The organism is Streptomyces sp. NPDC006283 (assembly GCF_040613325.1).
Lineage (GTDB): Bacteria > Actinomycetota > Actinomycetes > Streptomycetales > Streptomycetaceae > Streptomyces.
This window is the reverse complement of the sequence record NZ_JBEXRZ010000001.1, coordinates 75626-99297: the sequence shown is the minus strand read 5'-3', so window position 1 is coordinate 99297 and position 23672 is coordinate 75626. Positions and strand designations below refer to the sequence as shown.

22 protein-coding genes are annotated in these 23672 nt (G+C 71.7%); 15 read left to right on the top strand and 7 right to left on the bottom strand.

Annotated elements, in window-relative coordinates; all coding sequences use genetic code 11:
* The first annotated feature begins 89 nt into the window (after positions 1-89).
* Genes ABZ070_RS00465 through ABZ070_RS00455 form a run of 3 tightly spaced genes read left to right on the top strand, consistent with a single transcriptional unit; the run spans position 90 to position 4485 of the window.
* Complete coding sequence (locus ABZ070_RS00465) at positions 90-1385, top strand: MFS transporter (RefSeq protein ID WP_356628277.1); 1296 nt, start codon at positions 90-92, stop codon at positions 1383-1385.
* Entirely contained in the window at positions 1382-2554 is a 1173-nt protein-coding gene (locus ABZ070_RS00460) for an anhydro-N-acetylmuramic acid kinase (protein WP_356628275.1), read from the top strand. The genes ABZ070_RS00465 and ABZ070_RS00460 overlap by 4 nt, the downstream gene beginning before the upstream one ends.
* Before the next feature lie 23 nt (positions 2555-2577).
* Positions 2578-4485 (top strand): M64 family metallopeptidase, encoded by a 1908-nt coding sequence (locus ABZ070_RS00455; RefSeq protein WP_356628273.1) that lies wholly within the window; start codon positions 2578-2580, stop codon positions 4483-4485.
* Here the strand turns inward: ABZ070_RS00455 and ABZ070_RS00450 are convergent.
* Both ABZ070_RS00450 and ABZ070_RS00445 read right to left on the bottom strand, forming a co-directional pair.
* Positions 4478-4714, bottom strand: a complete 237-nt coding sequence (locus tag ABZ070_RS00450; protein ID WP_356628271.1) for a DUF397 domain-containing protein — start codon at positions 4712-4714, stop codon at positions 4478-4480. The genes ABZ070_RS00455 and ABZ070_RS00450 overlap by 8 nt on opposite strands.
* Positions 4715-5575: a helix-turn-helix transcriptional regulator gene (locus ABZ070_RS00445; protein ID WP_356628269.1), complete on the bottom strand. Its 861-nt coding sequence runs from the start codon at positions 5573-5575 to the stop codon at positions 4715-4717. It abuts the gene before it with no gap.
* Between the two features lie 125 nt (positions 5576-5700).
* Between ABZ070_RS00445 and ABZ070_RS00440 the strand changes: the two genes are divergently transcribed.
* From ABZ070_RS00440 to ABZ070_RS00430, 3 genes are read left to right on the top strand one after another with little or no spacing between them, the layout of a single operon-like run.
* Positions 5701-6192, top strand: coding sequence for an ATP-binding protein (locus tag ABZ070_RS00440; RefSeq protein ID WP_356628267.1), 492 nt, complete (start codon positions 5701-5703; stop codon positions 6190-6192).
* Positions 6183-6608 (top strand): hypothetical protein, encoded by a 426-nt coding sequence (locus tag ABZ070_RS00435; protein WP_356628265.1) that lies wholly within the window; start codon positions 6183-6185, stop codon positions 6606-6608. The genes ABZ070_RS00440 and ABZ070_RS00435 overlap by 10 nt, the downstream gene beginning before the upstream one ends.
* A 60-nt stretch (positions 6609-6668) precedes the next feature.
* Positions 6669-6962: a hypothetical protein gene (locus ABZ070_RS00430; protein ID WP_356628263.1), complete on the top strand. Its 294-nt coding sequence runs from the start codon at positions 6669-6671 to the stop codon at positions 6960-6962.
* A 97-nt stretch (positions 6963-7059) separates the two neighbouring features.
* On the opposite strand, the gene ABZ070_RS00425 is transcribed toward ABZ070_RS00430, so the two are convergent.
* A complete protein-coding gene (locus ABZ070_RS00425) occupies positions 7060-8142 on the bottom strand; it encodes a helix-turn-helix domain-containing protein (RefSeq protein WP_356628261.1) in 1083 nt (360 codons plus the stop codon).
* Positions 8143-8399: 257 nt separating this feature from the next.
* Between ABZ070_RS00425 and ABZ070_RS00420 the strand changes: the two genes are divergently transcribed.
* The 5 genes from ABZ070_RS00420 to ABZ070_RS00400 all read left to right on the top strand — a co-directional run bounded on the left by ABZ070_RS00420 (position 8400) and on the right by ABZ070_RS00400 (position 13981).
* The gene (locus tag ABZ070_RS00420; RefSeq protein WP_356628259.1) at positions 8400-9047 is read left to right on the top strand and encodes a helix-turn-helix transcriptional regulator; all 648 of its coding nucleotides are present in this window, start codon (positions 8400-8402) and stop codon (positions 9045-9047) included.
* Between the two features lie 78 nt (positions 9048-9125).
* Complete coding sequence (locus ABZ070_RS00415; protein ID WP_356628350.1) at positions 9126-9656, top strand: toxin-antitoxin system, toxin component; 531 nt, start codon at positions 9126-9128, stop codon at positions 9654-9656.
* A 3-nt stretch (positions 9657-9659) separates the two neighbouring features.
* Entirely contained in the window at positions 9660-10847 is a 1188-nt protein-coding gene (locus tag ABZ070_RS00410) for an MAB_1171c family putative transporter (RefSeq protein WP_356628257.1), read from the top strand.
* A complete protein-coding gene (locus tag ABZ070_RS00405; RefSeq protein ID WP_356628255.1) occupies positions 10844-12289 on the top strand; it encodes an FAD-dependent monooxygenase in 1446 nt (481 codons plus the stop codon). The genes ABZ070_RS00410 and ABZ070_RS00405 overlap by 4 nt, the downstream gene beginning before the upstream one ends.
* A gap of 420 nt (positions 12290-12709) precedes the next feature.
* Complete coding sequence (locus tag ABZ070_RS00400; RefSeq protein ID WP_356628253.1) at positions 12710-13981, top strand: ROK family protein; 1272 nt, start codon at positions 12710-12712, stop codon at positions 13979-13981.
* Between the two features lie 42 nt (positions 13982-14023).
* Here the strand turns inward: ABZ070_RS00400 and ABZ070_RS00395 are convergent, their stop codons facing one another.
* The 3 genes from ABZ070_RS00395 to ABZ070_RS00385 all read right to left on the bottom strand — a co-directional run bounded on the left by ABZ070_RS00395 (position 14024) and on the right by ABZ070_RS00385 (position 17458).
* Positions 14024-15586 carry a 3-hydroxyacyl-CoA dehydrogenase gene (locus tag ABZ070_RS00395; protein ID WP_356628251.1) on the bottom strand — a complete coding sequence of 521 codons (1563 nt, stop codon included), beginning with the start codon at positions 15584-15586 and terminating at the stop codon, positions 14024-14026.
* A gap of 142 nt (positions 15587-15728) precedes the next feature.
* On the bottom strand, positions 15729-16496 hold the full coding sequence (locus ABZ070_RS00390) for a CoA-transferase (RefSeq protein ID WP_356628249.1): 768 nt from the start codon (positions 16494-16496) through the stop codon (positions 15729-15731).
* A gap of 44 nt (positions 16497-16540) precedes the next feature.
* A complete protein-coding gene (locus ABZ070_RS00385; RefSeq protein ID WP_356628348.1) occupies positions 16541-17458 on the bottom strand; it encodes a CoA-transferase in 918 nt (305 codons plus the stop codon).
* A 132-nt stretch (positions 17459-17590) separates the two neighbouring features.
* Between ABZ070_RS00385 and ABZ070_RS00380 the strand changes: the two genes are divergently transcribed.
* From ABZ070_RS00380 to ABZ070_RS00365, 4 genes are all read left to right on the top strand, one after another.
* The gene (locus ABZ070_RS00380; RefSeq protein WP_356628346.1) at positions 17591-18508 is read left to right on the top strand and encodes a LysR family transcriptional regulator; all 918 of its coding nucleotides are present in this window, start codon (positions 17591-17593) and stop codon (positions 18506-18508) included.
* A gap of 107 nt (positions 18509-18615) precedes the next feature.
* Complete coding sequence (locus ABZ070_RS00375; protein WP_356628247.1) at positions 18616-19839, top strand: acetyl-CoA C-acetyltransferase; 1224 nt, start codon at positions 18616-18618, stop codon at positions 19837-19839.
* Between the two features lie 286 nt (positions 19840-20125).
* On the top strand, positions 20126-21493 hold the full coding sequence (locus tag ABZ070_RS00370; RefSeq protein ID WP_356628245.1) for an MFS transporter: 1368 nt from the start codon (positions 20126-20128) through the stop codon (positions 21491-21493).
* A complete protein-coding gene (locus ABZ070_RS00365; RefSeq protein ID WP_356628243.1) occupies positions 21490-21948 on the top strand; it encodes a MaoC family dehydratase in 459 nt (152 codons plus the stop codon). The genes ABZ070_RS00370 and ABZ070_RS00365 overlap by 4 nt, the downstream gene beginning before the upstream one ends.
* A gap of 150 nt (positions 21949-22098) precedes the next feature.
* Here the strand turns inward: ABZ070_RS00365 and xylB are convergent, their stop codons facing one another.
* The gene (gene xylB / locus ABZ070_RS00360) at positions 22099-23610 is read right to left on the bottom strand and encodes a xylulokinase (RefSeq protein WP_356628241.1); all 1512 of its coding nucleotides are present in this window, start codon (positions 23608-23610) and stop codon (positions 22099-22101) included.
* Positions 23611-23672: the final 62 nt, after the last annotated feature.

Sequence of the window (23672 nt, the reverse complement as noted above, 5' to 3'; positions counted from 1 at the left end):
CGGTACCGCGCGTCGCTGCCGCCGGCCGCAGCGGTGGTGGCCGTGCCGGGGTGTGAGTCCCGGCGGGCCGCCGTGGGCAGGAAGGAGGAATGACAACTTCCGCCGCACGGTCCGACGTCCCGCGGACACGTTCCCGTCGCGCCCTGGTTGCCGGTTCCGTCGGTAACTTCGTCGAGTGGTACGAGTTCGGTGTCTACGGCTACTTCGCCACGATCATCGCCGCCAACTTCTTCACGCCCGAGGGCGGCAGCGACGTCGAGGGGCTGGTGAAGACCTACGCGTCCTTCGCGCTCGCGTTCTTCTTCCGACCCGTGGGGGCGGCGCTGTTCGGGCGGGTCGGCGACCGGATCGGACGCCGGCCGACGCTGATCCTGGTCATCGGTCTGATGACGCTGGCCACCACTCTGATCGGGCTGCTGCCCACGTACGCCACCGTCGGCGCGGCCGCGCCGTGGCTGCTCACCCTGCTGCGGATTCTCCAAGGCCTGTCCGCAGGGGGCGAGTTCGGGGGCGCGGTGTCGCTGATGACGGAGTTCGCGCCGCCCGGCAGGCGCGGTCTGTACGGGGCGTGGCAGTCGTTCACGGTCGCGCTCGGGCTGCTCGGCGGCGCGGGTGTCGCGGCGGTGCTGGCGACGGTGCTCTCCGAGGGTGCGCTCAACGACTGGGGCTGGCGGCTCCCGTTCCTGCTGACCCTGCCGCTGGGAGCGGTCGCCCTGTGGCTGCGGCTGCGGCTCGAGGAGACGCCCGTTTTCCGCAAGGCGGACACGGAGCCGGTCGCGCCGCCGCCCACGGCCGAGGTGGTCAGGGCGATCCTGCTGGGCGCGGGGCGGATCATGGGCTGGGCGGCAGCGGGCTACACCTTCCTGGTGGTGCTGCCTTCCTACCTGCAGTCGGCGCTGAACGCCTCGTTCCAGGAGGCGCTGATCGCCACGGTCCTGGCGAACCTGGGCTTCGCCGCGTCGATCATCCCCGCGGGCCTGATCAGTGACCGGATCGGCCGGCGCACGGTGATGCTGACGGGGGCGGTGCTGGTCGTGCTGCTGGCGCTGCCGCTGATGAACCTTCTTCAGGACGCGAGCACTTCGACGGCGACGAAGGGGGCCGCCGTCTTCGCCGCCGGAGCCGTGGTGGGCCTGCTGGCAGGGCCGGGGCCCGCGATGCTCGCCGAGATGTTCCCCACGTCGGTGCGCTGCACGGGTCTCGGGCTCGCTTACTCGCTGTCCAACGCGGTCTTCTCGGGGTGCGCGGGGCTCGTCATCACGGAGCTGATCAAGCGTACGGACAACGTGGACATCCCCGCCTACTACGCCGCCACGACGTGCGCTGTCAGTGTGTTCGCGCTGCTCACACTACGGGGCGACGACCACCGCAGGGCGCTGCGATGAGGGTCGTCGGGCTGATGTCGGGGACATCGTTCGACGCGATCGACGCTGCGGCGGCCGACATCGCGCTGGTGGACAACACTCTGGCCGTCACTCCGCTCGGCATGATCAGCGAGAGGTACGACGACGAGTTGCGGGCCGCGCTGACAGCGGCGCTGCCGCCCGCCGCAACAACACTGGCGCAGGTGTGCCGGTTCGACACCCGCATCGGACAGGCCTTCGCGGCGGCCGCCGTTCGTGCTGCTCGTGAACTGTGCGACGGACGAACCGAGTTGATCGCCTCACACGGCCAGACGGTGTACCACTGGGCACAGGACGGGCGGGTCCACGGCACACTGCAACTGGGGCAGCCCGCGTGGATCGCCGAGGCGACGGGCTGCCCGGTCGTGGCGGACTTCCGTCCGCGGGACGTCGCGGCGGGCGGCCAGGGCGCCCCGCTCGTGAGCCTGGTGGACGTGCTGTGGCTGCGCGGCCGGCCGGGGGTGCCGGCGGCACTCAATCTCGGCGGGATCGCCAATGTCACGGTGGCGGGCGCGTCGGGCGACCCGATCGCGTTCGACACGGGGCCCGCGAACGCCCTGATCGACACGGCCGTCACGGAGCTGACCGGAGGCCGGGCGGTGTACGACGAGGACGGAGCCATGGCAGCGGCCGGACAGGTGCACGCGCCGCTCCTCGAACGACTGCTCCGCGAACCGTACTACCGGCTGCCGCCACCGAAGACCACCGGCAAGGAGCTGTTCCACGCGGGCCATCTGCGTGCCGCGCTGTCCGGCTTCGAGGCTCTCGCGCCCGAGGACGTGGTCGCCACACTGACCCGGCTCACCGCACGTACCGTCGCGGACGCCGTACGGCCGCTCGGCGCGAGCGAGGTCGTGGCCTCCGGCGGCGGCACACGCAACCCCGCCCTGATGGCGGCGCTCCGTGCCGAGCTGGCCCGTACACCGCTGCGCACCTCGGACGAGTTGGGTGTGCCGGCGGCGGCCAAGGAGGCGTACGCGTTCGCGGTGCTGGGCTTTTTGACCGTGCACGGACTGGCCGGCACCGTGCCCGCGTGCACCGGGGCGCGGGAGGCGCGCGTGCTCGGTTCCCTCACCCCCGGCAACGGGCCGCTCGTTGTCCCCCCTCCCTCGGAGCACCCAGTCAACTCCCTCATCTTTACTCACCGTTGATGACGGCCGTACGCTGCATCACCATGACCTCAGCCGGTTCACCGGGCCGCCGGGCGGCCCTGCTCGCCACTGCGGGCGCCCTCCTGTCCGCCCTCGTCCTCGGTCCGGGCACCGCGCCCGCGCAGGCGGAGGTCCGCCCGACCGACGCGGCGACCGTCGTGCCGGTGCAGACCACAGGGCCCGCGGACAAGCGCTTCAACCTCGTGGTGCTGGGCGACGGCTACACCGCGGAGGAGATGCCCGACTTCCGGGCGGACGTCGACAAGCATCTGAACGTGCTCTGGTCCACGGAGCCGTTCGCGTCCTACCGCTCGTACGTCAACGTGTGGGCGGTCGAACTGCCGTCGGCCGATTCAGGCGTGGACTGCGACCCCGGCCTCGATGCCCCGCGCCGCGACACACCGCTCGGCATGGGTTTCTGGGGCGGGTGCAACGCCGGCAGCGTCCAGCGGCTGCTCACCGTCGACAGCGGCGCGGCGACCGCGCTCGCGGACCTGGTGCCCGGCACGGCGAGCGCCAACCGGCAGATCGTGGCGCTGGCCAACAGCGACACGTACGGCGGCGCCGGCGGCACGTACGCCACCGCGTCCGGCGGCAACGCACTCTCGTCGCTGATCACGCCGCACGAGATCGGCCACTCGCTGGGCAAGCTCCAGGACGAGTACGACTACTACGCACGCGGTGTCCCCGGCGGCACGTACACCGGCGGCGAACCCGCCTCCGCGCACCACACGCTGCTCACCGAGGACGAGATGCGGCAGCAGCGGGCCAAGTGGTGGCGCTGGCTGGGCGAGGAGAGCGAGTCCGGCGGGGTCATCGGCCGCCACGAGGGCGGGATGTACAGCACCAAGGGGGTGTGGCGGCCCAGCAGACACTCCATGATGAAGACGCTCGGCTACCCCTTCGACCAGATCGAACGCGAGATCATGGTGCAGAGGATCTCCGCGAAGGTGAACCTGGTCGCGGGCCACACGCCCAACGCCGCCGCCATCGGCGACGACCGCACGGTATGGGTGGACACGCTGCATCCGGTCGGAGGCGAACTCGACGTCGTCTGGCGGCTGGACGGCAAGCGGCTCCGTACAGCCGGTGACGCACGCACGGTGGACCTGCGCCGGCTCGGGCTGAGGCCCGGCACGTACTCACTGACGGCGACCGTCACCGATCCCACGCCGTTCGTCCGCGACCCGGCGATCCGGTCCTCCTCCGCGCTGACCCGGAGCGTGACCTGGGCGGTGGACACGTCCGTCACCACTCCCCGGGACACCGTGGCCCCCGGCTTCACGGGGCACACCGACACCGGCGCCCCGGTCGGCGCCGAGACGGTCGTCCATGCGGACACCACCCACCCCGCCCACCGCCGCGTGGCAGTGCGCTGGGCGATCGACGGCCGTCCCGTGGCCAACCCGGGCAACGACCGCGACCTGGACCTCGGCGCACTGCGCCTGCGGCCCGGGCCCCATGAACTCACCGCCCGCATCCCCGGTACGAAGGCCTCACTGGCCTGGACCGTGGACGCCTCCCCGGCGAAGGCGGCGTACGAACTGTCCGAGCCGCTGCGCACGGTCCACCGGCCCGGCCGACCCGTGGAGTACGTGTACGACGGCCCGTTCACGATGAAGCTGACCGCCCGCGACGACCACGAGGGCCATCCGGTGAGCGAGTTCCGGGTCGACGGCGACGGATGGCAGACGTACTACGGCTGGCCGACCGACGCCGACGCGCCCTACCGCTTCACGCCCGGCGGCACGGTGATCGACGACCTGGTGTACGGCAAGCTCGGCACGCCCAGAGTGGTGCCCTGGGACGATGCGACGCCAAACTACGGCACCCACACGATCGAGTACCGGACGGTCGACTCAGCAGGGAACGTGTCCGCTGCCCAGAGCTTCCTGGTGACGCTGCTGCCCCCGCGACGGCAGGTCAGTTGACCAGGAAGTCCGCCTTGCCGGACTTCGCTCCCTGTATGAACGCCTCGATCTCACCGGAGGTGTAGATCAGGGCCGGCCCGTCGGGATCCGCGGACTGGCGCACCGCGATCCTGCCGTCGGCCAGTTTCATGGTTTCGACGCAGTTGCCGCCGTTGCCGCCGCTCCAGGGCTTGTGCCAGCCCTCCTCACCCAGCTCGGCGGCCGGCATGCCGTTGTATATACGTTGCATTCACAGCTCCTTGCGGAGATCGTCGAGGATCTCCTTCGTGCGTTGCACCGACGCGGCCTGGGCCGCCATGCGGTCCATGACCTCGAGGTGCGTGGCGACCTCGGGTCGCGCGTCGAGATAGACGGCACCGGTCAGGTACTCGCTGTAGACCATGTCCGGGAGCTCGGGCACGGCGAACCGGAAGAGCACGAACGGCCCGTAGGTGCCGGGATGGTGGCCGGACGCGAACTCCGCGATCTGCAGGGTGACGTTGGGCAGCCGCGCACCCTCGAGCAGCTTGTCGATCTGGGCCTTCATCACGCCCGGTCCGCCGACGGGACGGCGCACCACCGTCTCGTCCATGATCACCCAGAGCTTGGGGGCGTCCGGCCGGGTCAGCAGGGACTGGCGTTCCATGCGCAGCGCCACATGTCGTTCGATGTCGGCCGGTTCGGTGTGGCCGATCGCTCCGCCGAGCATGATCGCCCGGGCGTAGTCCTCGGTCTGCAGCAGGCCGGGCACGAAGTGGGGTTCATACGCACGGATGAGGCTCGCCGCACCCTCCAGGCTGACGTACATGCTGAACCAGTTCGGCAGAACGTCGTGGAAACGCTGCCACCAGCCCGGCCTGTTGGCCTCCTCGGCCAGTTCGACGAAACCGCGGGCCTCGGCCTCGGCGATCCCGTAGGCGCCCAGCAGCAGTTGCACATAGGGGATCTTCAGCGCGACCTCGGCCGTTTCCATCCTGCGGATGGTGCCGGGGGCGACGCGCAGCACTTTCGCCGCTTCCTCGCGCTTCAGACCGGCCTGCTCCCGCAGATGCTGCAGGCGCTTGCCGAGGACGACCTGACCCACGGTGGGGGCGGACCGCGGTTCACTCACTTCGAGACCTCCCCACGTGCTGTGTGCGAGCAGTGTGCCACGGGCCCCGGCGGATGAATATGCCCACTCTGAATTATTCATAGTGGGGCTTGCCAATGTGGTTGGTGCAGCGGGAGAGTGGTCGAGTGAACCGTGACGCGCTCGCCACCGAGCTCCTGGCCCCCCACACGGAGCCCGAACCCCACCGGTATGCCTTCGAGTTGCCGGCGCGCGTCGAACAGGTCTCACGGGCGAGAAAGCTGGTGTCCGCACGGCTGGCGAGCTGGGGCGTGGAGGGGGATCCTCACGACACGGCGCTGCTCGTCGTCTCCGAGCTGTTCACCAACGCCATCGTGCACACGGGCGGCCACCTGGTCGCCTGCGAACTCCTCGCCGCCGCCGACCGGTTGCGTGTCACCGTGCAGGACCAGGGCTCCACTCCGACCGGACCGCGGGTCTGCCGCGGGGCCGAGGGGGAACGCGAGCGCGGACGCGGACTGCTGCTCGTCGAAGCGGTCAGCTGCGCCTGGGGCACGCACGACGCCGCGCCGGGCACGGGACGTGTCGTCTGGGCGGAGCTGCCCTGCGAGCCCAGATCGCCCTTCAAGGAAACGCCGTTGACCGCGGAATGGCCGTGACGAGGAACCTGGCGACGCTCCTCTCCCGGGGCGTTCGCCGCGACCACGCCGACCGGCTCACCCGGCTCGACGTGCCGGCCGGCCTCAGCGCCGATCTCGGGTGCGACGCCGTCGGCGTCCCGGCGCGCTACGGGTTCCGCCTGCTCGGCCGCATGCCGGGCAGCGGCTGCGTCTTCGCCGACAACCACTGGTGGTGGTGGATCGTGCCGGCGGGCTCGGACCTGGATCTGACCTGGCCGTTCCCCTCCCATTACGCCCGTGGCGCGCGGGTGCCGGCCGCCGATGCCCGGCTCATCCTCCGGCCCGAGGGGCCGAGCGCGTACACGCCACCGATTCCGCTTTATCTGATGGCATGCCAGCTCACCGGCAGGGCCCCGCTGTGGCCGGCGGGCGCCGGCGGCGCGGGTCGGCGGTGAGCGGGCCGGACCCCGGGGTCAGCCGGGCCGGGCGAGGATCCGCCGGATAGGCTTCTGCCCATGTCAGAAGCCAATACGGGCCCCGAGCGGCGGGGCCTCACACCGCGCCAGGCCCGTCGTGTTCGCATAGCCCTCTCGGCCGCCATCATGATCGCCGTGGCGGCAACGCTGGTGCTGCGACTGGGCAGTACCCACTCGGTACTCACCGTGGGCTTCTACGGCATCGCGCTGATCCTGTCCGGCAGCGCACTGGTCCTCAGCCGCGCGGGGCGCACACGGTGGGCAACGCTGGTGCTGGGCGTGGGCGTCGCGGTGGCCGTCGTGGCGGAATGGGCCGTGGCGTCGCTGCGATAGGTGTTCGCAGTTCGAGGGGGATGAGGCGTACGCGGCGGATGAGGCGTGCCCCGGGAGGATCGGCCTCAGGCCGATCAGGACCCGGACGGGCCACCGGTCAGCCGCTGGAGACCGCTCGCAGATGGGACTTGCCGCGAACGCCGCCCGGCACCGCGGCCGCGTGGTTCTCACGCAGCACCAGCGTCATCCGGGTGAACCCCTTGGCCTGCAAGGTCGTCGGCGTCTCGTCGATGATCCGGCAGTCGGTGCGGCCCCAGCGCGGGTCGGGGTGGTTCACCGGCCGTACCGCCCCGTCGTGGTGGATCGCGAGGGCGCCCACCGTGCTCATCCAGTGCGACAGACCGCACCGGTAGGCGGCGTCCATGATCGGATCGTCGGCGATGTCGTCGCGAATGGCTTGAAGCGCCCCGTCGTCACCGTGCTCGTCGAGGGCGGCGGCGAGCTGCGCCATCAGCGGCAGGCACCAGTTCGTCTCGTGCTCGACGAGCACCGTGCGCGCGTCGGGATGGAACAGCGCGAACCGCAGGAAGTTCTGCTGCGGCATGGCGGTCGCGTGCGGCCCTATGCCACGGAACAGTGCATCGAACGCGGGGTTGGTGTGGGCGACGTCCCAGCGCCGGTCGAAGAGCACGGACGGCAGCGGCACCGCGTCCATCATCGCGGCGTAGTCGCGCAGGTAGGCAGCCGTCGCCGGGTCGACAGGGTCGGCCGGCTGCACCGGCTCCTGCGGCTCGGGCGGCCGTACGGGCACCGGCGCCGGGACGGGCGCGGTGGGCCGGACGGGCGCGGGCCGGCGCGGCGGCCCCGACGGCGGTACCGGTCCGGAAGGCCTGACGGGAGCGTTCCACTCAGAGGTGCCGCGCTGCACCGTCGGCGTGTCCCGGTCGACGGCGAGACGCAACAGGCGGCCGCGCTGCTGGTCGTTCAGTTCCAGTGCGTCGATCAGGGCGCAGAGCGTGTCCTCCGACCAGTCACGGCCGGGTGTGCGCTCCCAAGTGGCGTACACGTAGGCGGAGATGCCGAGACGGGCCGCCACGTCGTCGAGGCTCAGGCCCAGCTCCTCGCGGCGCCGCTTGAGCGCGTCACCCAGCCGCTTCGTACGAGCCGCGACGCGTGTGCCGCCGGCGCAGCTCAGACGCCCGCGTCCGCCTGGGCGTTCGACGCCCGCCTCGTATGTCATCGAGAACGCCACCCTTCTCGAAGCTTCTCGCACGTCTTGCAAGTCCCGCCGCGGCGACGCCCTTTGGATCTTCACCCCGTGTGGCGATCCTGCTACCGCCGACCAGAAGATGTCAACTATCGTGGCATTCGGCGCGGCCGAGCGCACAATTCGCGCCACAGCTGTGGCAAGACCTGGCTGCCATGGCCCGAAAGGGTTAACCTCCGGGCAGCCCCTCAGGATGCGGGGCCACCTCGCGTGATCTAGGAGACCTACTGGTGACAGACGGCTTCTCGGTTCCGGGTCCGACGGCCACAGGCCCTCTGGCGGCATCGATTGCCCGGGTCGCCGAACTTGCGGACAAGCTCGGAATGAGCCATGACGAGGTCTTCGACGTCCGGAATCTGTCCGAGGCCTCGGGAGTGCCCACCGACGTCGTGCGCGCCCTCCTCGACGGACGGCCGGCGGGCGAACCGGACCTGCAGGCACGCTTCCTGCAACGCTTCGACCTGCTGCGCAGCACCCGGCTCAAGCCCAACGGCCGCCGCTACACCCAGCAGGAGATCGCCGACGGAGCGGGCATGTCCCGTCAGCAGGCCGGCGCCCTGATCAACGGCGATCGCCGGCCGACGATGGAGCACTGTGACGCGATTCAGCGCTTCTTCAAGGTGCACGCCGGCTTCCTGACCGCCGACGACACCGACGCGCTCGACAGCGCCCTCCAGCGCACCGAGCAGAGTCTGCTCCAGGACTTCGCCGGCGACGGCGACCCGCTCGAGCGGCTGCTGCAGGACCACGGCGTGCGCGGGATCGCGTGGCGGGCGGCCCAACTGCCCACCGACAAGCACCGGGACAAAGTGACCGAGTGGCTCGACATGCTCCTGGAGAGCGTGAAGCCGGGGCCGGGCACCTCCGGAGAGACCTGATTTCCGGACAGATTTCCTTTTGTACGTGTCTCAACAGGTTCTGACGGGGAGAGGAGAGCGGTGAGCATAGGCAAGGAGATGCGCCGGCTGTGCGGCGAGTTGGTCGGCGGAATCGATCTGCCTGCCCCTGCGGACCCGGCAGACCTCTACACCGCCCTGTGCGAGGGCATGAGCAAACGGCGTGGCAGGCCCGTCCGTTACCGCATGGCCTCCTTCCCGCCCGGCACCGCCAGTGGCCTGTGGCTCGACATGGCGGAACAGGACCTCGTCGTCATCGAGGAGCGCACCGCCCCCGACCACCAGCTGGTGATCCTCGGCCATGAGCTGTGGCACATGCAGGCCGGGCACTGCAACCACCACGTCGAGGGCGCGGCCGTGGCCGCACGGCTGCTGTCCGACGAAGCCGATCTCCAGGCCACCGTTCTCCGGGTCGCCGCGCGTACCCGCTTCGAGCAGGAAGAAGAGAACCAGGCGGAGAGCTTCGGACTGCTGCTGGGCAGCAAGTGCCGGGCCTGGCTCGCCGGTTCGACCGGCCGCGGGCCGGTGCGGCGCGACGGACTGGCGGGCCGTATCGAGGCGTCCTTGGGATATCGCGGGCCACAGGGCTGAGGCGTGGAAGGTCCGGACTACTACATACCCGCTGCCGCTCTGGGATTCGCACTCGCGTTCAAAATCCCGGGGATGCTGCGCGACTGGCGCGACCCGCTGCTCCGCTCCGTCTGCGCCCTGCTGGTCCTCGGCGCGTCCACGTTCTTCTTCGCCGCGCCGCCCACCATCGCCGCCGTCAACCGCATCACCGGCGTACCCAACTTCTCCGCGCCACTGGTCTACTGCATCCTGACCGCGTTCAGCGCGTCCTGCCTGGTGCTGCTCGTCAACTGGCGCGGCGGGCCGCCGGAGGAGACCCGGCTGATCTCCCGCCGCTGGGTCGGCGCCTACAGCGTGGTCGTCGTGGCCCTGCTCGTGCTGTTCATACAGGGCGAGGCGCCCGTCGAGCGGCTGCGGGACCTGGACACGCACTACGCCACGACGCCGTACATCCGCGAAATGATCGTGCTCTACCTCGTCGCCCACAGCGTGGCGGCCGTGGGCATGACCGCACTGTGCTGGCGCTGGTCCCTGAAGGTCAGCAGCTGGCTGCGCGGCGGTCTGGTGATCATCGTCGTCGGGTCGCTCTTCAACCTCGCCTACGGGGTGAGCAAGTTCTCCGCCGTCTTCGCCCGCTGGGCGGGTCTGGACTGGGACGCGCTCTCCACCCTGGCGGCGCCGCCGCTCGCCTCGGTCGGCGCGCTCCTGAGCGCCCTCGGCTTCATTCTGCCGCTCGTCGGCCAGCGCATGTCGGACACCTGGCACGCCTGGGCCTCGTACCGCCGTCTGGGCACCCTCTGGCGCGAGCTGCGCACCGCTTCTCCCCAGGGCACGCCCTCCGTACGGATCTCGCTGTTCTCCCCCGTGGAACTTCGCGTCACTCAGCGCGAGTCCGACATCCACGACGGGATACTGCAGCTCGACCCGTACTTCGACCGGGAGCTGCGTGCCCGCTCGTTCGACCGGGCCGTCGCCGCCGGCGCCGACCCGCGGCAGGCCCAGGCGGTGGCGGACGCGGCGATGGTCGCCGACGCCCTGCGGGCCCGGGCCGCCGACCCCGAAGGACAGATCATGAAGTCGGCCGAGACTTACACATCAGCGACAGCCGAGGGACCGCGCGATCTCGTGCGGATGTCCCTCGCGCTGCGTCATTCACCCGTCGTCGAAGCAGCGCGTACGCGTGCGGCAAGGTCGGAGAGCGGCACCCTATGAGCAGCGATCCTCTGAGAAACGGCCGGGCCACGGCCCGCAGAGCCGTCGTGATCGGCGGCGGCCTGGCCGGCATGCTGACGGCCGGCGTGCTCCGCGAGTACGTCGAGCAGGTCACGGTCGTCGACCGCGACACCCTCCCTGAGGGGCCGCGGCCGCGCAGGAGCCTGCCGCAGGCACACCACGCCCATCTGCTGTGGTCCGGCGGCGCGCGGGCGATCGAGTCCCTCCTGCCGGGCACCACCGACCGCTGGCTCGCTGCGGGCGCACGCCGGATCCCGCTGCCCACCGGGCTGGTGTCGATGTCGGCGCAGGGCTGGTTCCGGCGTTTCCCGGAGATGCAGTTCGTCATCGCGTGCAGCCGGGACCTGCTCGACTGGGTCGTACGGGAACAGGTGGTCACCGACCCGCGGGTCGTCGTCCTCGAGCGCACCGAACTGCTGGGCCTCGAGGGCGGTGCCGGGGTCGTCGACGGCGTACGGGTGCGCGGCGAGGCGGGGAACGAGCGCGTGCTCGCCGCGGACCTGGTCGTCGACGCGAGCGGCCGCGGCTCGCGTGCCCCGGAATGGCTGCAGTCGCTGGGGCTGCCCAAGGTGCGCGAGGAGAGCGTCGACTCGGGTCTCGCCTACGCGAGCAGGATCTTCCGCGCCCCCGACGGCTCCGACGAGTACCCCGTCGTCAACGTGCAGGCCGACGCCCGTGAGCCGCGACCTGGCTGCACCGCCACCATCGTTCCCCTCGAGGGCCGGCGCTGGCTGGTGACGCTGTCCGGCACGCGCGGCGGGCAGCCGACGAACGCCGCTGACAAGTTCGGGGACTTCGCCCGCTCCGTCCGGCATCCCGTCGTCGGCGAGCTCATCACCCACGCGGAGCCGCTGACCGAGGTCGTCGTCTCCCGCAGCACCGTCAACCGGCGGCGCTACTACGAGAAGGCCGCCACCTGGCCGGAGGGCTTCGTGGCGATCGGCGACGCGGTGGCCACCTACAACCCCGTCTACGGGCACGGGATGTCGGTCGCCGCCCAGGGCGTCCTCGAGCTGCGCCGGGCCCTGGCCGCACACGGCGTGACCTCGCCGGGGCTGGCCCGCCGGGTGCAGCGGTCGCTCGCCGGGCCGGTCGGCACGGCGTGGGACCTGGCCACCGGCCAGGACATCCTCTATCCGGGCGCGATCGGCAAGGACCCCGGCGTCGCGGCGAAGGTGCTGCGGCACTACGTCGACCGGCTGATGCTGACGGCGACGGGTCGGCCCCTCGTCGCCAAGGCGCTGTTCGACGTGATGACGCTGTCCGCGCGGACCAGTTCGCTGCTGCGGCCGGAGGTCGCGCTGGCGGTGCTGCGCGGGCCGAAGCTGCCGCCGCTGCAGGGCCCGCCGCTGAGCGACGACGAGCTGCGGATCGCGAAGGAGCGCCGCGGCGAGCGGGAGGCCGACCCGGCGGACGCGTGAGGTTCGGGGCGTGGCGGGTGCGTGCGTGGCCCTCTGCTCGAGGCATGTCCCCCGCTCCGCCCCGCCCCCTCTTTCGGTGCCGACGTCCGGCTCCGCACGTGGCGGGGCGGGTCCCGGGCCCTGTTGACGTGCTCCGCGTCGTGCCCTCGGGGGACTGCCCCGGCGCGTCCAGCCGCGTTGCGGTACCTCCCACGGCCGCAGGCCGCGGGGAGAGATCGCGAGCCGGGGTTCGGGGCGGCACCCGACGATGGCCACACCCAGCCCCGCCGGGGGGCACCTCCCACGGCCGCCAGGCCGTAGAGGGGAGACGATCGAGACGCGGAGTCCGGGGCGGCGCACAGCGGGGGCGGGGCGCCCGGGGGCGTGCCCCGGGGATCGACCGGCGGCGGCGACCCTGCATCGCCTAGGCTCGGCGGCAATATGAACGGCAATCCATCACGCGGGCTCGGCGGCCGCACGGCCCGCCGGACGCCGCTCGAGCCGAAGGCGGACCGGGAGACGGTGCGACGGCACAACCTCAGCCTGGTCCTGCGGGCGGTCCGCGACCAGGGCGAGGCGACCCGGGCCGGCGTCTCCGTGCGCGTGGGGCTGACCCGTGCCGCCGTCTCCTCGCTGGTCGAACAGCTGCTGGAGAGCGGCTTCCTGTCCGAGTCCGGCAAGACGTTCAGCGGCCAGGCGGGGCGACCGGGCACGGTACTGAAGGTCGCTCGCACCGGCCTCGCGGGCATCGGCGTCGAGATCAACGTCGACTACGTATCCGTCTGCGTCGTCGACCTCGCCGGTACCGACCGGGTACGGCTCGTGGAGCACTTGGACAACCGGGGTTCCGCACCCGCGGAGGTCTTCGACCGAGCCGCCCGGATCGCCGCGCGGGCGCTCGCGTCCGCCGCTGAACAGGACCTGCGGCCGGTCGGAGCGGCGCTGGCCCTGCCCGGTCTCGTCGCCGACGGCTCGGTGTGCCAGGCGCCCAACCTCGGGTGGACCGCGGTGGCCGCGGAGGCTCCGTTCGCCGAGGCGCTCGCCGCACTGCGGCCCGGACTGCCCGCGATGGGGGTCCGCTCGGAGAACGAGGCGAATCTGGCGGCGTTGGCCGAGCTGTGGTTCGGCGGCCTCGGAGAGGCAAGGAGCTTCCTGTACCTGACCGGCGAGATCGGCGTGGGCGGTGCACTGGTGCTGGGCGGCGAACTGCTGCGGGGGGTCAACGGGTTCGCCGGCGAGATCGGTCACGTCTGCGTCTTTGACGACGGCCCTCTGTGCCGCTGCGGTTCGCGCGGCTGCCTGGAGCAGTACGCGGGCCAGTCGGCGCTGCTGCGTGCGGCAGGCCTCGACGAACACGCCGGTGCCGCGGGCGTCGCCGAGCTGGAACGCCGCGCACGCGCGGGTGACGACGCGGCGCTCGCGGCGCTCGCCGGGGCGGGCACCGCGCTCGGCCGCGTACTGTCCGGCGCGGTGAATCTCTTCGACCCGGACGCTGTCGTGCTGGGCGGCATCTACCGCCGGCTCATGACGTGGCTGGCCCCACCGGCGGACGCGGAGCTCGAGACCCGGGTCGTCTCCGGCCTGTGGCGGGCAGCCGGTTCCCGCCTCCGGGCCTCCTCCTCCGCCGCGGACGCCGCCCGCGGCGCGGCGGCCCTCGTCGTCCAGGACGTCCTCGCCGACCCGGTGGCGTACGCGCCGAGGGACCCGCGCTGACCCCTCTGCCGCCCGTGCGGGGCCGTGCGCGGGGTGGGCGTGTCAGCGGGCCGTGTGCGGGGGCGGGGTGCCCGGTTCGGTGAGCGGCAGGCCCAGTTGTGCGCGCTCCGTGACCCAGCGGGTGGGCCGGTAGCGCGGGTCGCCGGTGGTCTCGTGCAGCGCCCGGTGCAGGGCGAGCATGCGGGCGGCACCGATCCGGTCGCCCCAGGCTAGGGGGCCGTGCGGATAGCCGAGACCGGTGGTGACGGCGAGGTCGATGTCGGCGGGCGTGGCGATGGCGCGTTCGGCGATGGAGGCGGCGACCGAGACGACGGAGGCGAGCAGCCGCTGGGCCACGGAACCGGCCGTGTCGCGCACGACGGAGACGGCGGGCGGCTGCCCGGAGCCGGCGGATCGGGCCAGTACGGCGCGTGCGTCGCGCACCGCGTCCTGGTCCGAGGCCGGGGTCGTGGCCAGCACCCGGCGGGGGGCGGTGAGGGAGAGCGGGTCGACGCCGAGGGTGCGCCCCGGGGGCAGACCGAACTCTGCGACGGCCGCCGCGACGGTGGTTCCCCAGACCGGGATGAGCACCAGGGTCCGCTCGGCCGCTCCCGGTGCCGGGTCGAGCACGGCTCCGGCGGCACCGAGCACGCGACGCAGCTCCCGGGCGTCCGGTGTGTCTCCGGGCACATGAACGGCTCGGGCGGCATCACCGGTGACGGGGGGTTCGGCGAGGATGCCGGTGACGGGGGGTTCGGCGAGGATGCCGGGGCCGTCGGGTCGGTAGTCGTGGAAGCCGCGACCGGTCTTGCGGCCGAGCAGGCCTGCGGCCACCCGGTTCGGTGTGAGATACGAGGGACGCAGGCGGTCACAGTGGCGGAAGCCCTGCCAGACGGTGTCGATGACCGAGGCGGTGACGTCCAGCCCGGTGAGGTCGGTGAGTTCGAACGGACCCATGCGCAGCCCGAGCACGTCGCGGGCGATCCGGTCGATCCCGGCCACATCGGCGATGTCCTCCTCCAGGAGGGCGAGCGCTTCGGTGATCAGGCCTCGCCCCGCGTGGTTGACGAGAAAGCCGGGGGTGTCGGCGACGACGACAGCCCGGTGCCCGCCGCTCTTCACGAGGTCGACGAGGAGCGGCACGAGGCCGGGGCGGGTGGCGGCGCCGGGGATCACCTCGGCGATCCTCATCAGCGGTACGGGGTTGAAGAAGTGAAGTCCTGCCAGGCGCGTCGGGTCCGCCAACTGTGCCGCGATCCGGGTGACGGAGAGCGAGGAGGTGTTGGTCGCGAAGACCACCGAGGCCGGCAGCACCTTCTCCAGGCTCGTGAGCAGGTCCGTCTTGACCGCCAGGTCCTCCAGGACGGCCTCGATGACGAGGTCCACCGCGTCGCCGGGAGCCAGTGGTGACTCCAGCGGCACCAGCCGCTCGGCCGCGGCCGCGGCCTCCTCGGCTTCGAGGCGGCCCTTCTCGACCGCGCGGTCGAGCATCCCGGCGATGAAGCCGACGGCTTCGTCCACGGACTCCTGCCGGGCGTCGGCCAGTTCGACGGTGTGTCCCGCGGTCGCGGCCCACTGGGCGATGCCACGCCCCATGACCCCGGCCCCGACAACTCTGATGCGCATACGGTTTCCCTCGTCTGTTCGTCTCCGGTCGCACGGTCTCCGCCTCCGTCGGGACGCGGTCTCGGCGCACTGGCCGCGCCCATCGGGACGGTGTCTCGGGGGCGGCGTCCGCGTTCGTCGGAACGCGTCCCTCAGCGGCGCTTCAGCGCAGGTAGACGCGGCCCGGGTCCACGTCCTCGCGCAGCAGCCGCAGTTCCGCCGCGGTCGGCGGTTCGATGGTGGTGACCTCGTCGGCGGCCTGCAGGTCCCAGCCGGTGGCGGCGCGGACCCGGTCGACGGTGACGCCCGGGTGCACGGCCACGAGCCGCAAGTCCTCCCCCGCACCCGCGCGGGCGAGGATGCCCAGGTCGGTGATGACGCGGGTGACACCCGCGCCCAGCGGCGTGATGCCGTCGGCGAGCGCGCGGTCGGGTCCGGGCGAGGTGCAGAAGTCGAGTTCGGCCATGAAGGAACGCGGGTCGTGGCGGCGCATCACCACGAACACCTCGCGGGAGTTGGCCATGACCTCCATGGCACCGCCCGATCCGGGCAGGCGGACCTTCGGCTTGTCCCAGTCGCCGATGACCGAGGAGTTGAGGTTGCCGTGGCGGTCGATCTGGGCGGCGCCGAGGAAACCGACGTCGATGTGGCCGCCCTGGAGTACGGAGCCGAAGAGGGTCGCCATGGAGAGGACGGCCTCCGCGCCGGTGATGAGGACCGCGTCGGCGATCGTCTCGGGCAGATGCGAGGGGTGGGCGCCGCAGACGCCGGACTCGTAGACGATCTCGAGGCCGGGCGCCACGGTGAGGTGTGCGAGGGAGGCGGCCAGGGTGGGCAGGCCGATTCCGGCGAAGGCGGTTCGTTTCCCGGCGAGTTCGCGGGAGGCGACGACGGAGAGCAGCTCCGAGGAGGTCGCGGTGGCGGCGGTCATGTCCTGCTCCCGGTCGGTCGGTCCGTCCACTGGTGTCGAGGTGCTCACAGCCGCCGTCCGTAGTTGACGGGCAGGCTCATCGCTTCGCCGACGGCCAGGCCGGCCCAGAAGTCCTCGCCCTGTTTGGCGACGTACTCGGCGTGGTCGCGGGTGCCGTGGATCCATTCGTCCATCCAGTCCCGCAACCGCTCGGGGTCCTTGCTGATGTGCGACCAGGCCCGGTAGAAGGCGTTGTCCCGGTCGTAGTAGCCCTGCGCGAAGGACGGGTGGGCTCCACGCGGGCAGGCCACGACGGCGTGTACGGCGTGCGAGGGAATGATGGTGCGGTTGGGGTCGGAGCGGACGACGTCGTCCTCGACGATCTCCTCGACCACGACCACCGCCCTCCTGCCGGCGTAGACGGCCTCGGCCTGGACTCCGGTGAGGCCCCAGACCTGGGTGTTTCCGGAGCGGTCGGCGCGCTGCGCGTGAATGATCGTCACATCCGGGTTGACCGGCGGTACGACGTAGATCTGCTCGGTGGAGCCGTCGGGGCCCGGGTAGGGCGAGGTGACCCTGCGGATGCCGGGGTTGACCGAGGGGAGGTCGCTGCCGGCGTAGGAGCGCAGGGGATAGAAGGGGAGCCGCTGGGCGCCTGCGAGGTAGCGGCAGATCATGCCGTAGTGGCTGTACTCCTCGAAGGCCAGCGGCTCGGGGTCCGCCCGCTCGATCCGGCGCCGTAGCTCTCCCAGCGAGCCGGCGGAGGAGTTGCCCACGAAGGACGAGACGAGTTTGGTGACGCAGCCGCCGGCCAGCAGCTGGTCCACCACGATGTCCGCCGTCATCCGGACAACGGTGAGGTCCTTGCGCCCCTGCCGGATGATCTCGTGCCCGGCGGCCGTCGGGATGAGATGGGTGAAGCCTTCGAGGGACACCGTGTCGCCGTCGTGCACGAACGAGGCGATCGCGTCCTTCATCGTCATGGTCTTGTCCACGGCGCACACGCTGCCAGCACCATTGATTACTGTCCAATACCGAATTAAGGTCGCATTGAGACGCCGAACGAAAAAGACACGGCGTCCAGCGGAATCCGGATGGAACAGAACGGGACGACCGTGGAACTGCGCTACCTGACCTCCTTCCTCGCGGTGGCCGAGGAGCTGCACTTCGGCCGTGCCGCCAAGCGGCTCCAGATGGCGCAGCCGCCGCTGAGCCAGCAGATCCGCCAGCTGGAGAAGGAGCTGGGCGTGCAGCTCTTCGAGCGCAACACCCGCTCCGTACGCCTCACCAGCGCCGGCCAGTCGTTCCTCGAGCCGGTGCAGACGGTGCTTGCTGACCTCGACATCGCCGTACGGGTGGCGAAGGCCGCGGGCCGCGGGGAGTACGGGCGGGTCACCGTCGGCTTCGCCGGCGCCTCCTCGCACCACACGCTGCCGCTGCTCACCCGGGCGGTACGGGCCGCCCACCCCGGCCTGGAGCTGGTGATGCAGGGCCAGACCTACGCCGACGTCGCCCTGGCCAAGGTCGCGGACGGCTCTCTCGACCTCGGCTTCGTACGGCTGCCCGCCGGCCGGCCGGGCGTCGAGACGCGGGTGATCGGCGAGGAGGAGCTGCTGTGCGCGCTGCCGCAGGACCACCCCCTGGCCGCCGGCGAGCGGATCTCGGTGGCGGACCTGGCGGCCGAGCCGTTCGTCAGCTTCCCCGCCAATGCCGGGTCGACGCTGCGCGACGCCACCTTCCGGGTCTGCGAGGACGCCGGCTTCCATCCGCGGGTGGTGCAGGAGGCCCCCGACTCGTACACCATCCTGGCGCTGGTGGCCGCGGGGGTCGGCGTGACCCTCACGCTCTCCTCCTGTCTGCACATCCAGCAGACGGGCCTGGTGCACCGGCCGCTGGCCGGGCCGCCGATCCGCCTCCAGGCCGCGCTCGCCTGGCGTACGGACAATCCCTCGGCAGCGCTGCGCAGTGTGCTGGCGGTGGCCGCCGAGGCGTTGCCGACCCCCGCGGGGCTGATCGGCGAACACCGGGATTGAGTGCCCTGGCGTCTCAATCGAGCTGGAATCGGATATTGGACCGGGCCAGTCGGCCGGTGGAAAGGTCGGGACGAACATCACCCGCCCGCCCAAGGAAGGCACCCGACATGTCCGGTCAGCCCGATGTCGTCATCTGCGAACCTCTCCGCACCCCGATCGGCAGATTCGGCGGTGGCCTGTCGGGTCTGCGGCCCGCCGCTCTTGCCGCGCACCTGATCGCGGAGATCGTCCGCCGGACCGGCATCGACCCCGAGCGGGTCGACGAGGTGATCCTCGGTCACGCCTATCCGACCTCGGACGCCCCGGCGATCGGCCGGGTGGCGGCTCTGGACGCGGGGCTTCCGGTGTCCGTGACAGGAGTCCAGATCGACCGCCGCTGCGGCTCGGGGCTCCAGGCGGTGCTGGACGCGGCCATGCAGGTCCGCTCCGGCTTCAGTGACGTGGTGATCGCCGGCGGGGTCGACGTGATGAGCGCGGCTCCGTACTACACCCATGAGGGCCGCTGGGGCATCAAGGGCCCGGGCCTTCAGCTCCACGACTCGCTCGCGCGTGGCCGAGTGACGGCGGGCGGCGTCAACCACCCGGTGCCGGGCGGCATGATCGAGACCGCGGAGAACCTGCGGCGTGAGTTCGCGATCAGCCGGCAGGACCAGGACGCCCTCGCCCTGCGTTCTCAAGCGCGGGCCGGGCGGGCCGTGGCGGCCGGACTGTTCGCCGAAGAAATCGTGCCCGTGCCCGTGCGCACCAAGAAGGGCGAGACGCTGGTCTGTGCGGACGAGCACCCGCGTCCCGACACGACGGCGGAGAAGCTGGCCGCGCTGCGGCCCGTGACCATCACGTCCGATCCGGACGCGACGGTCACCGCGGGCAACGCCAGCGGACAGAACGACGCGGCCGCCGCCTGCCTCGTGACAAGCACGGAGACGGCCCACCGGCTGGGACTGACACCGCTGGTACGTCTGGTCTCCTTCGCCAGGGCGGGCGTCCCGGCCGGCACGATGGGCATCGGCCCGGTCCCGGCCACCCGCACGGCGCTGGAGCGCGCGGGCCTGGGGCTCGCGGACCTGGACCTGATCGAAATGAACGAGGCCTTCGCCGCGCAGGTCCTGGCCTGCACCCGGCAACTCGGGCTGACCGACGCCGACCACGAGCGGATCAACGTCAACGGCTCGGGCATCTCCCTCGGCCACCCCGTGGGCGCCACCGGAGCCCGCATCCTGGCGACGCTGGCCCACGAGATGCGCCGCCGCGAAGCCCGCTACGGGCTGGAGACCATGTGCATCGGCGGCGGGCAGGGCCTGGCCGCGGTCTTCGAGCGCGTCTCCGTCTGACGGGCCCTCCGGCGCACCGCGTGGGCCCGGCCCACCGGCGGACCCCTGGGTGATGCCGTCACCCGGGGGTCCGCCTTGTGGGGCGGTGAACACCGCCTCGACGTGGAACGATGCGTTCCGGCCAACCGATCCAGACGGAAAGCCTCTCACTGCGGCAGCTATTCAGTATTGGACCCGTCTAGGTCCCGACTGGCAGCGTTACGCCCAATCACAGCGGGAGGCCCCACACGCCGGGACGGCGCCCCCTCCCACTCCCCCTTGATCACTGTCCCCAGGGAGCCGCAGCATGAGCGCGTCCGCCGCACGCGAGCAGAAGAGAACCGCGAACCGCGCGGGGCTGGGAGCCTTCATCGGCTCGACCATCGAATGGTTCGACTTCTACATCTACGGAACGGCCGCAGCCCTCGTCTTCGACGAGGTCTTCTTCCCTGAACTCGAAGGCCCGGTCGGCACCCTCGTCGCCTTCGCGACCTTCTGGGTCGGCTTCCTCGCCCGTCCGCTCGGCGGCATCATCTTCGGCCACTTCGGTGACCGGCTCGGCCGCAAGAAGACCCTGGTCATCACTTTGCTGATGATGGGCATCGCCACCACCCTGATCGGCCTGCTGCCCGGATACTCGACGATCGGTGTGGCGGCACCGATCCTGCTCGTCTGCATCCGGATGGTGCAGGGCATAGGGCTCGGCGGCGAGTGGGGCGGCTCGGTGCTGATCGCCTCGGAGCACGCCCCCAAGGGCAAGTCCATCCTTTACGGCGCCTTCGCCCAGCAGGGCTCCCCCGTCGGCAACACCCTCAGCACCGTCAGCTTCCTGGCGATCAGCCAACTGCCGGACGACGACTTCGTCTCATGGGGCTGGCGCATCCCCTTCCTTGCGTCGGCGCTCCTCGTCTTCGTCGGCCTCTTCGTGCGCATGCGGGTCGCCGAGTCGCCGGCGATGGCCAAGGCCATCAAGACCAACAAGGTCGCCAAGATGCCGCTCACCGAGGTGCTGCGCACCCAGCCGACGCTGATCCTGCTCGGCATCGGCGCCTGCACGATCGGCCTCTCCGCCACCTACTTCAAGTCCACCTTCGCCCTCTCCTGGGCGACCAGCAGCCTGGACTTCGACCGCAGCTCCTTCCTCACCATCATCCTGGTGGCCAACATCCTGCAGGTCCTCGTCCAGCCCTTCGGCGCCGTACTCGCCACCAGGATGAAGAGCATGACCCGCGCGGTCTGCGTGATGCTGATCCCGGAGATCGTCCTCATGCCGCTGATGTTCATCCTCATCAGCACCGAGAACTACGCCCTGGCGATGATCGGCGTCGCCGTCGCCACCGTCCCGCACTGCCTGTACTACGCGGCCCTCGCGGGCATGCTGGCCAGCCGCTTCCCCGCGAACGTCCGCTACACCGGCATCTCCCTCTGCTACCAGCTGTGCGGCACGATCCTCGGCGGCACCACCCCGATCGTCGGTCAGTCCCTGCTGAACTGGACGGGCTCCATCGCGGCCGTCATCTGCTACGCCGTCTTCCAGGTGCTGCTGACCCTCGGCTGCATGGTGCTGATCCTGCGCCGCCCCAACTACGACGAACTGGCGGAATCGGCCGACGAACAGCAGCCCGTGACGGCCACCGCCGCCCCCGCCACGGCCGTTCGAGGCGGAACGGCATGACGCTCACCGTCAACGGCATCCCGGAAATCAGCGCACTGGCCGGCCAGGACCTCGGCCACTCCCGCTGGCGCGAGGTCACCCAGGACCTGATCGACATGTTCGCCGCCGTGTCCGGTGACCACCAGTGGATCCACACGGACACCGAACGCGCCGCCGAGGGCCCGTACGGGCGGACCATCGCCCACGGATACATGGTCCTCAGCTGGGGCATTCCGATGTTCGCCGAACTGCTCCGGGTGACCGGCGTGGGCATGGCACTCAACTACGGCGTCAACAAGGTCCGTTTCCCGGCCCCCGTCCCCGTCGGCAGCCGCGTCCGCCTCCACGCCACGGTCGCGGCGGTGGCCCCGGTCAAGCGGGGCGGGGTCGGCATGACGCGAGGCTTCACCTTCGAGCTGGAGGGATCGGCGAAGCCCGCGTGCGTCGCGGAATCGCTGACGCACTTCTATCCCTGACACCCCTGACACCCCTGACACCCCTGACATCCCTGACTCTGTGACGGGTGAAACGGCGTTCGGTCGCCGGCGGGGCCGAAGCTGCCAGGCACCTTCGGCCCCGCCGGCGACTGAGGCGCGAGGCCCGGGGGCGCAGCAGCGCCCCCGAGCTCACCCCACCCGCTCCCCCCTCGCCTCCTCCACCTCCGCCAGCACCGACGAGACCCGCTCCCACGTCTTGGTGTCCCGCTCCACGGGCTCCAGTTCCCTCCCGGAGCCGCTCTGCCAGCCGGCCGCCAGCTCCACCGCGTCCACCGCATCTGCCCCGGTCGCTCCGGTCGCCGCGGCCGCCGCCAGTGCCGCCGCGCCCAGGGCGACGAGCTCCGTGGCGGCAGGGATCAGCAGCGGGCGGCCCGACATGCGGCGGACGGTCTCCACCCAGTGGCGGCCCTTGGCGCCGCCGCCCACCAGTCTCAGCGGGCGCGTGGCCGTTTCCGGAGCCGCCGGGTCCTGGCCGCAGGCGCGCATGACCTCGTCGAGGGCGCGCAGCACGGTCACGACCGCGCCCTCGTAGGCCGCGCCCAGGATCTGCTGACGGGTCGTCGTGTGCCGCAGGCCCGTCAGGAGCCCGGACGCGGCGGGCAGGTCGGGGGTGCGTTCGCCGTCGAGGTACGGCAGGACGACCACCTCGCCGCCCGCTTCCGCGGCGTCCCGGTCCAGGCCCAGCAGGGAGGCGACCTTGTCGACGGCGAGTGTGCAGTTGAGGGTGCAGGCGAGCGGCAGATACGTGCCGTCCGCGGCCGCGAACCCGGCGAGCGCCGGCGAGGCGGGCCGCGTGCGGCTCGCGGCGAACACGGTGCCCGACGTGCCGAGGCTGAGCACCGGGTGGTCCAGCAGCCCCGCCCCGCCGAGCCCGAGCCCGACCGCCGCGGCCATGTTGTCGCCCGTTCCGGCAGCGACCGCGATACCGGCCGGCAGGCCGAGTTCCGCGGCGGCCGAGGTCGTGAGCGAGCCGACGCGGGTGCCGCCGGTCGGCGCGACGGACGGCAGCAGCGCGGCGTCCAGGCCTACGAGGTCGAGCAGTTCGGGGTCGTAGGCACCGGTCGCCGTGGAGTACCAGCACGTGCCGGACGCGTCCCCGGGGTCGGTGGCGGCGACGCCCGCGAGGCGTTCGGTGAGGAAGTCGTGCGGGAGGCGCACCGCCGCTGCGGCGTCCGCGGACGCCGGGTCGTTCTCCCGCAGCCACTGCCACTTGGCGGCCGTCATGGAGGCGACGGGGACCGAGCCGGTGCGGGCGGTCCAGGCTTCGGGGCCGCCGAACGCCTCAGTGAGGGCCGTGGCCTGGGGTGCGGAGCGGGTGTCGTTCCACAGCAGCGCGGGGCGCAGGGGCGCACCGGTGCGGTCGAGGACGACCAGCCCGTGCTGCTGTCCTGCGACCGCGATGCCGGTGACGGCGGAGGCTCCGATGCCGAGACCGCGCAGTTCCTTGAGACCGAGGGCGACGGCCTCCCGCAGTGCGTGCCACCACGCCTCGGGGTCGCTCTCCCGAGCGCCGCCTTCACCGGTGACCCGGTGAGGCGCCCTGCCGACGGCGATGAGCCGACCGGTCGCGGCGTCGGTGAACGCCGCCTTTGTGGACTGGGTGGAGCTGTCCACCCCGATGACGACCGTGCTCGCCGGCATTGCGCACCTCTCCGTCCATAGGCCCCGACCATTTGGCCGAGCTTGGAACAAATCCAGCCGGG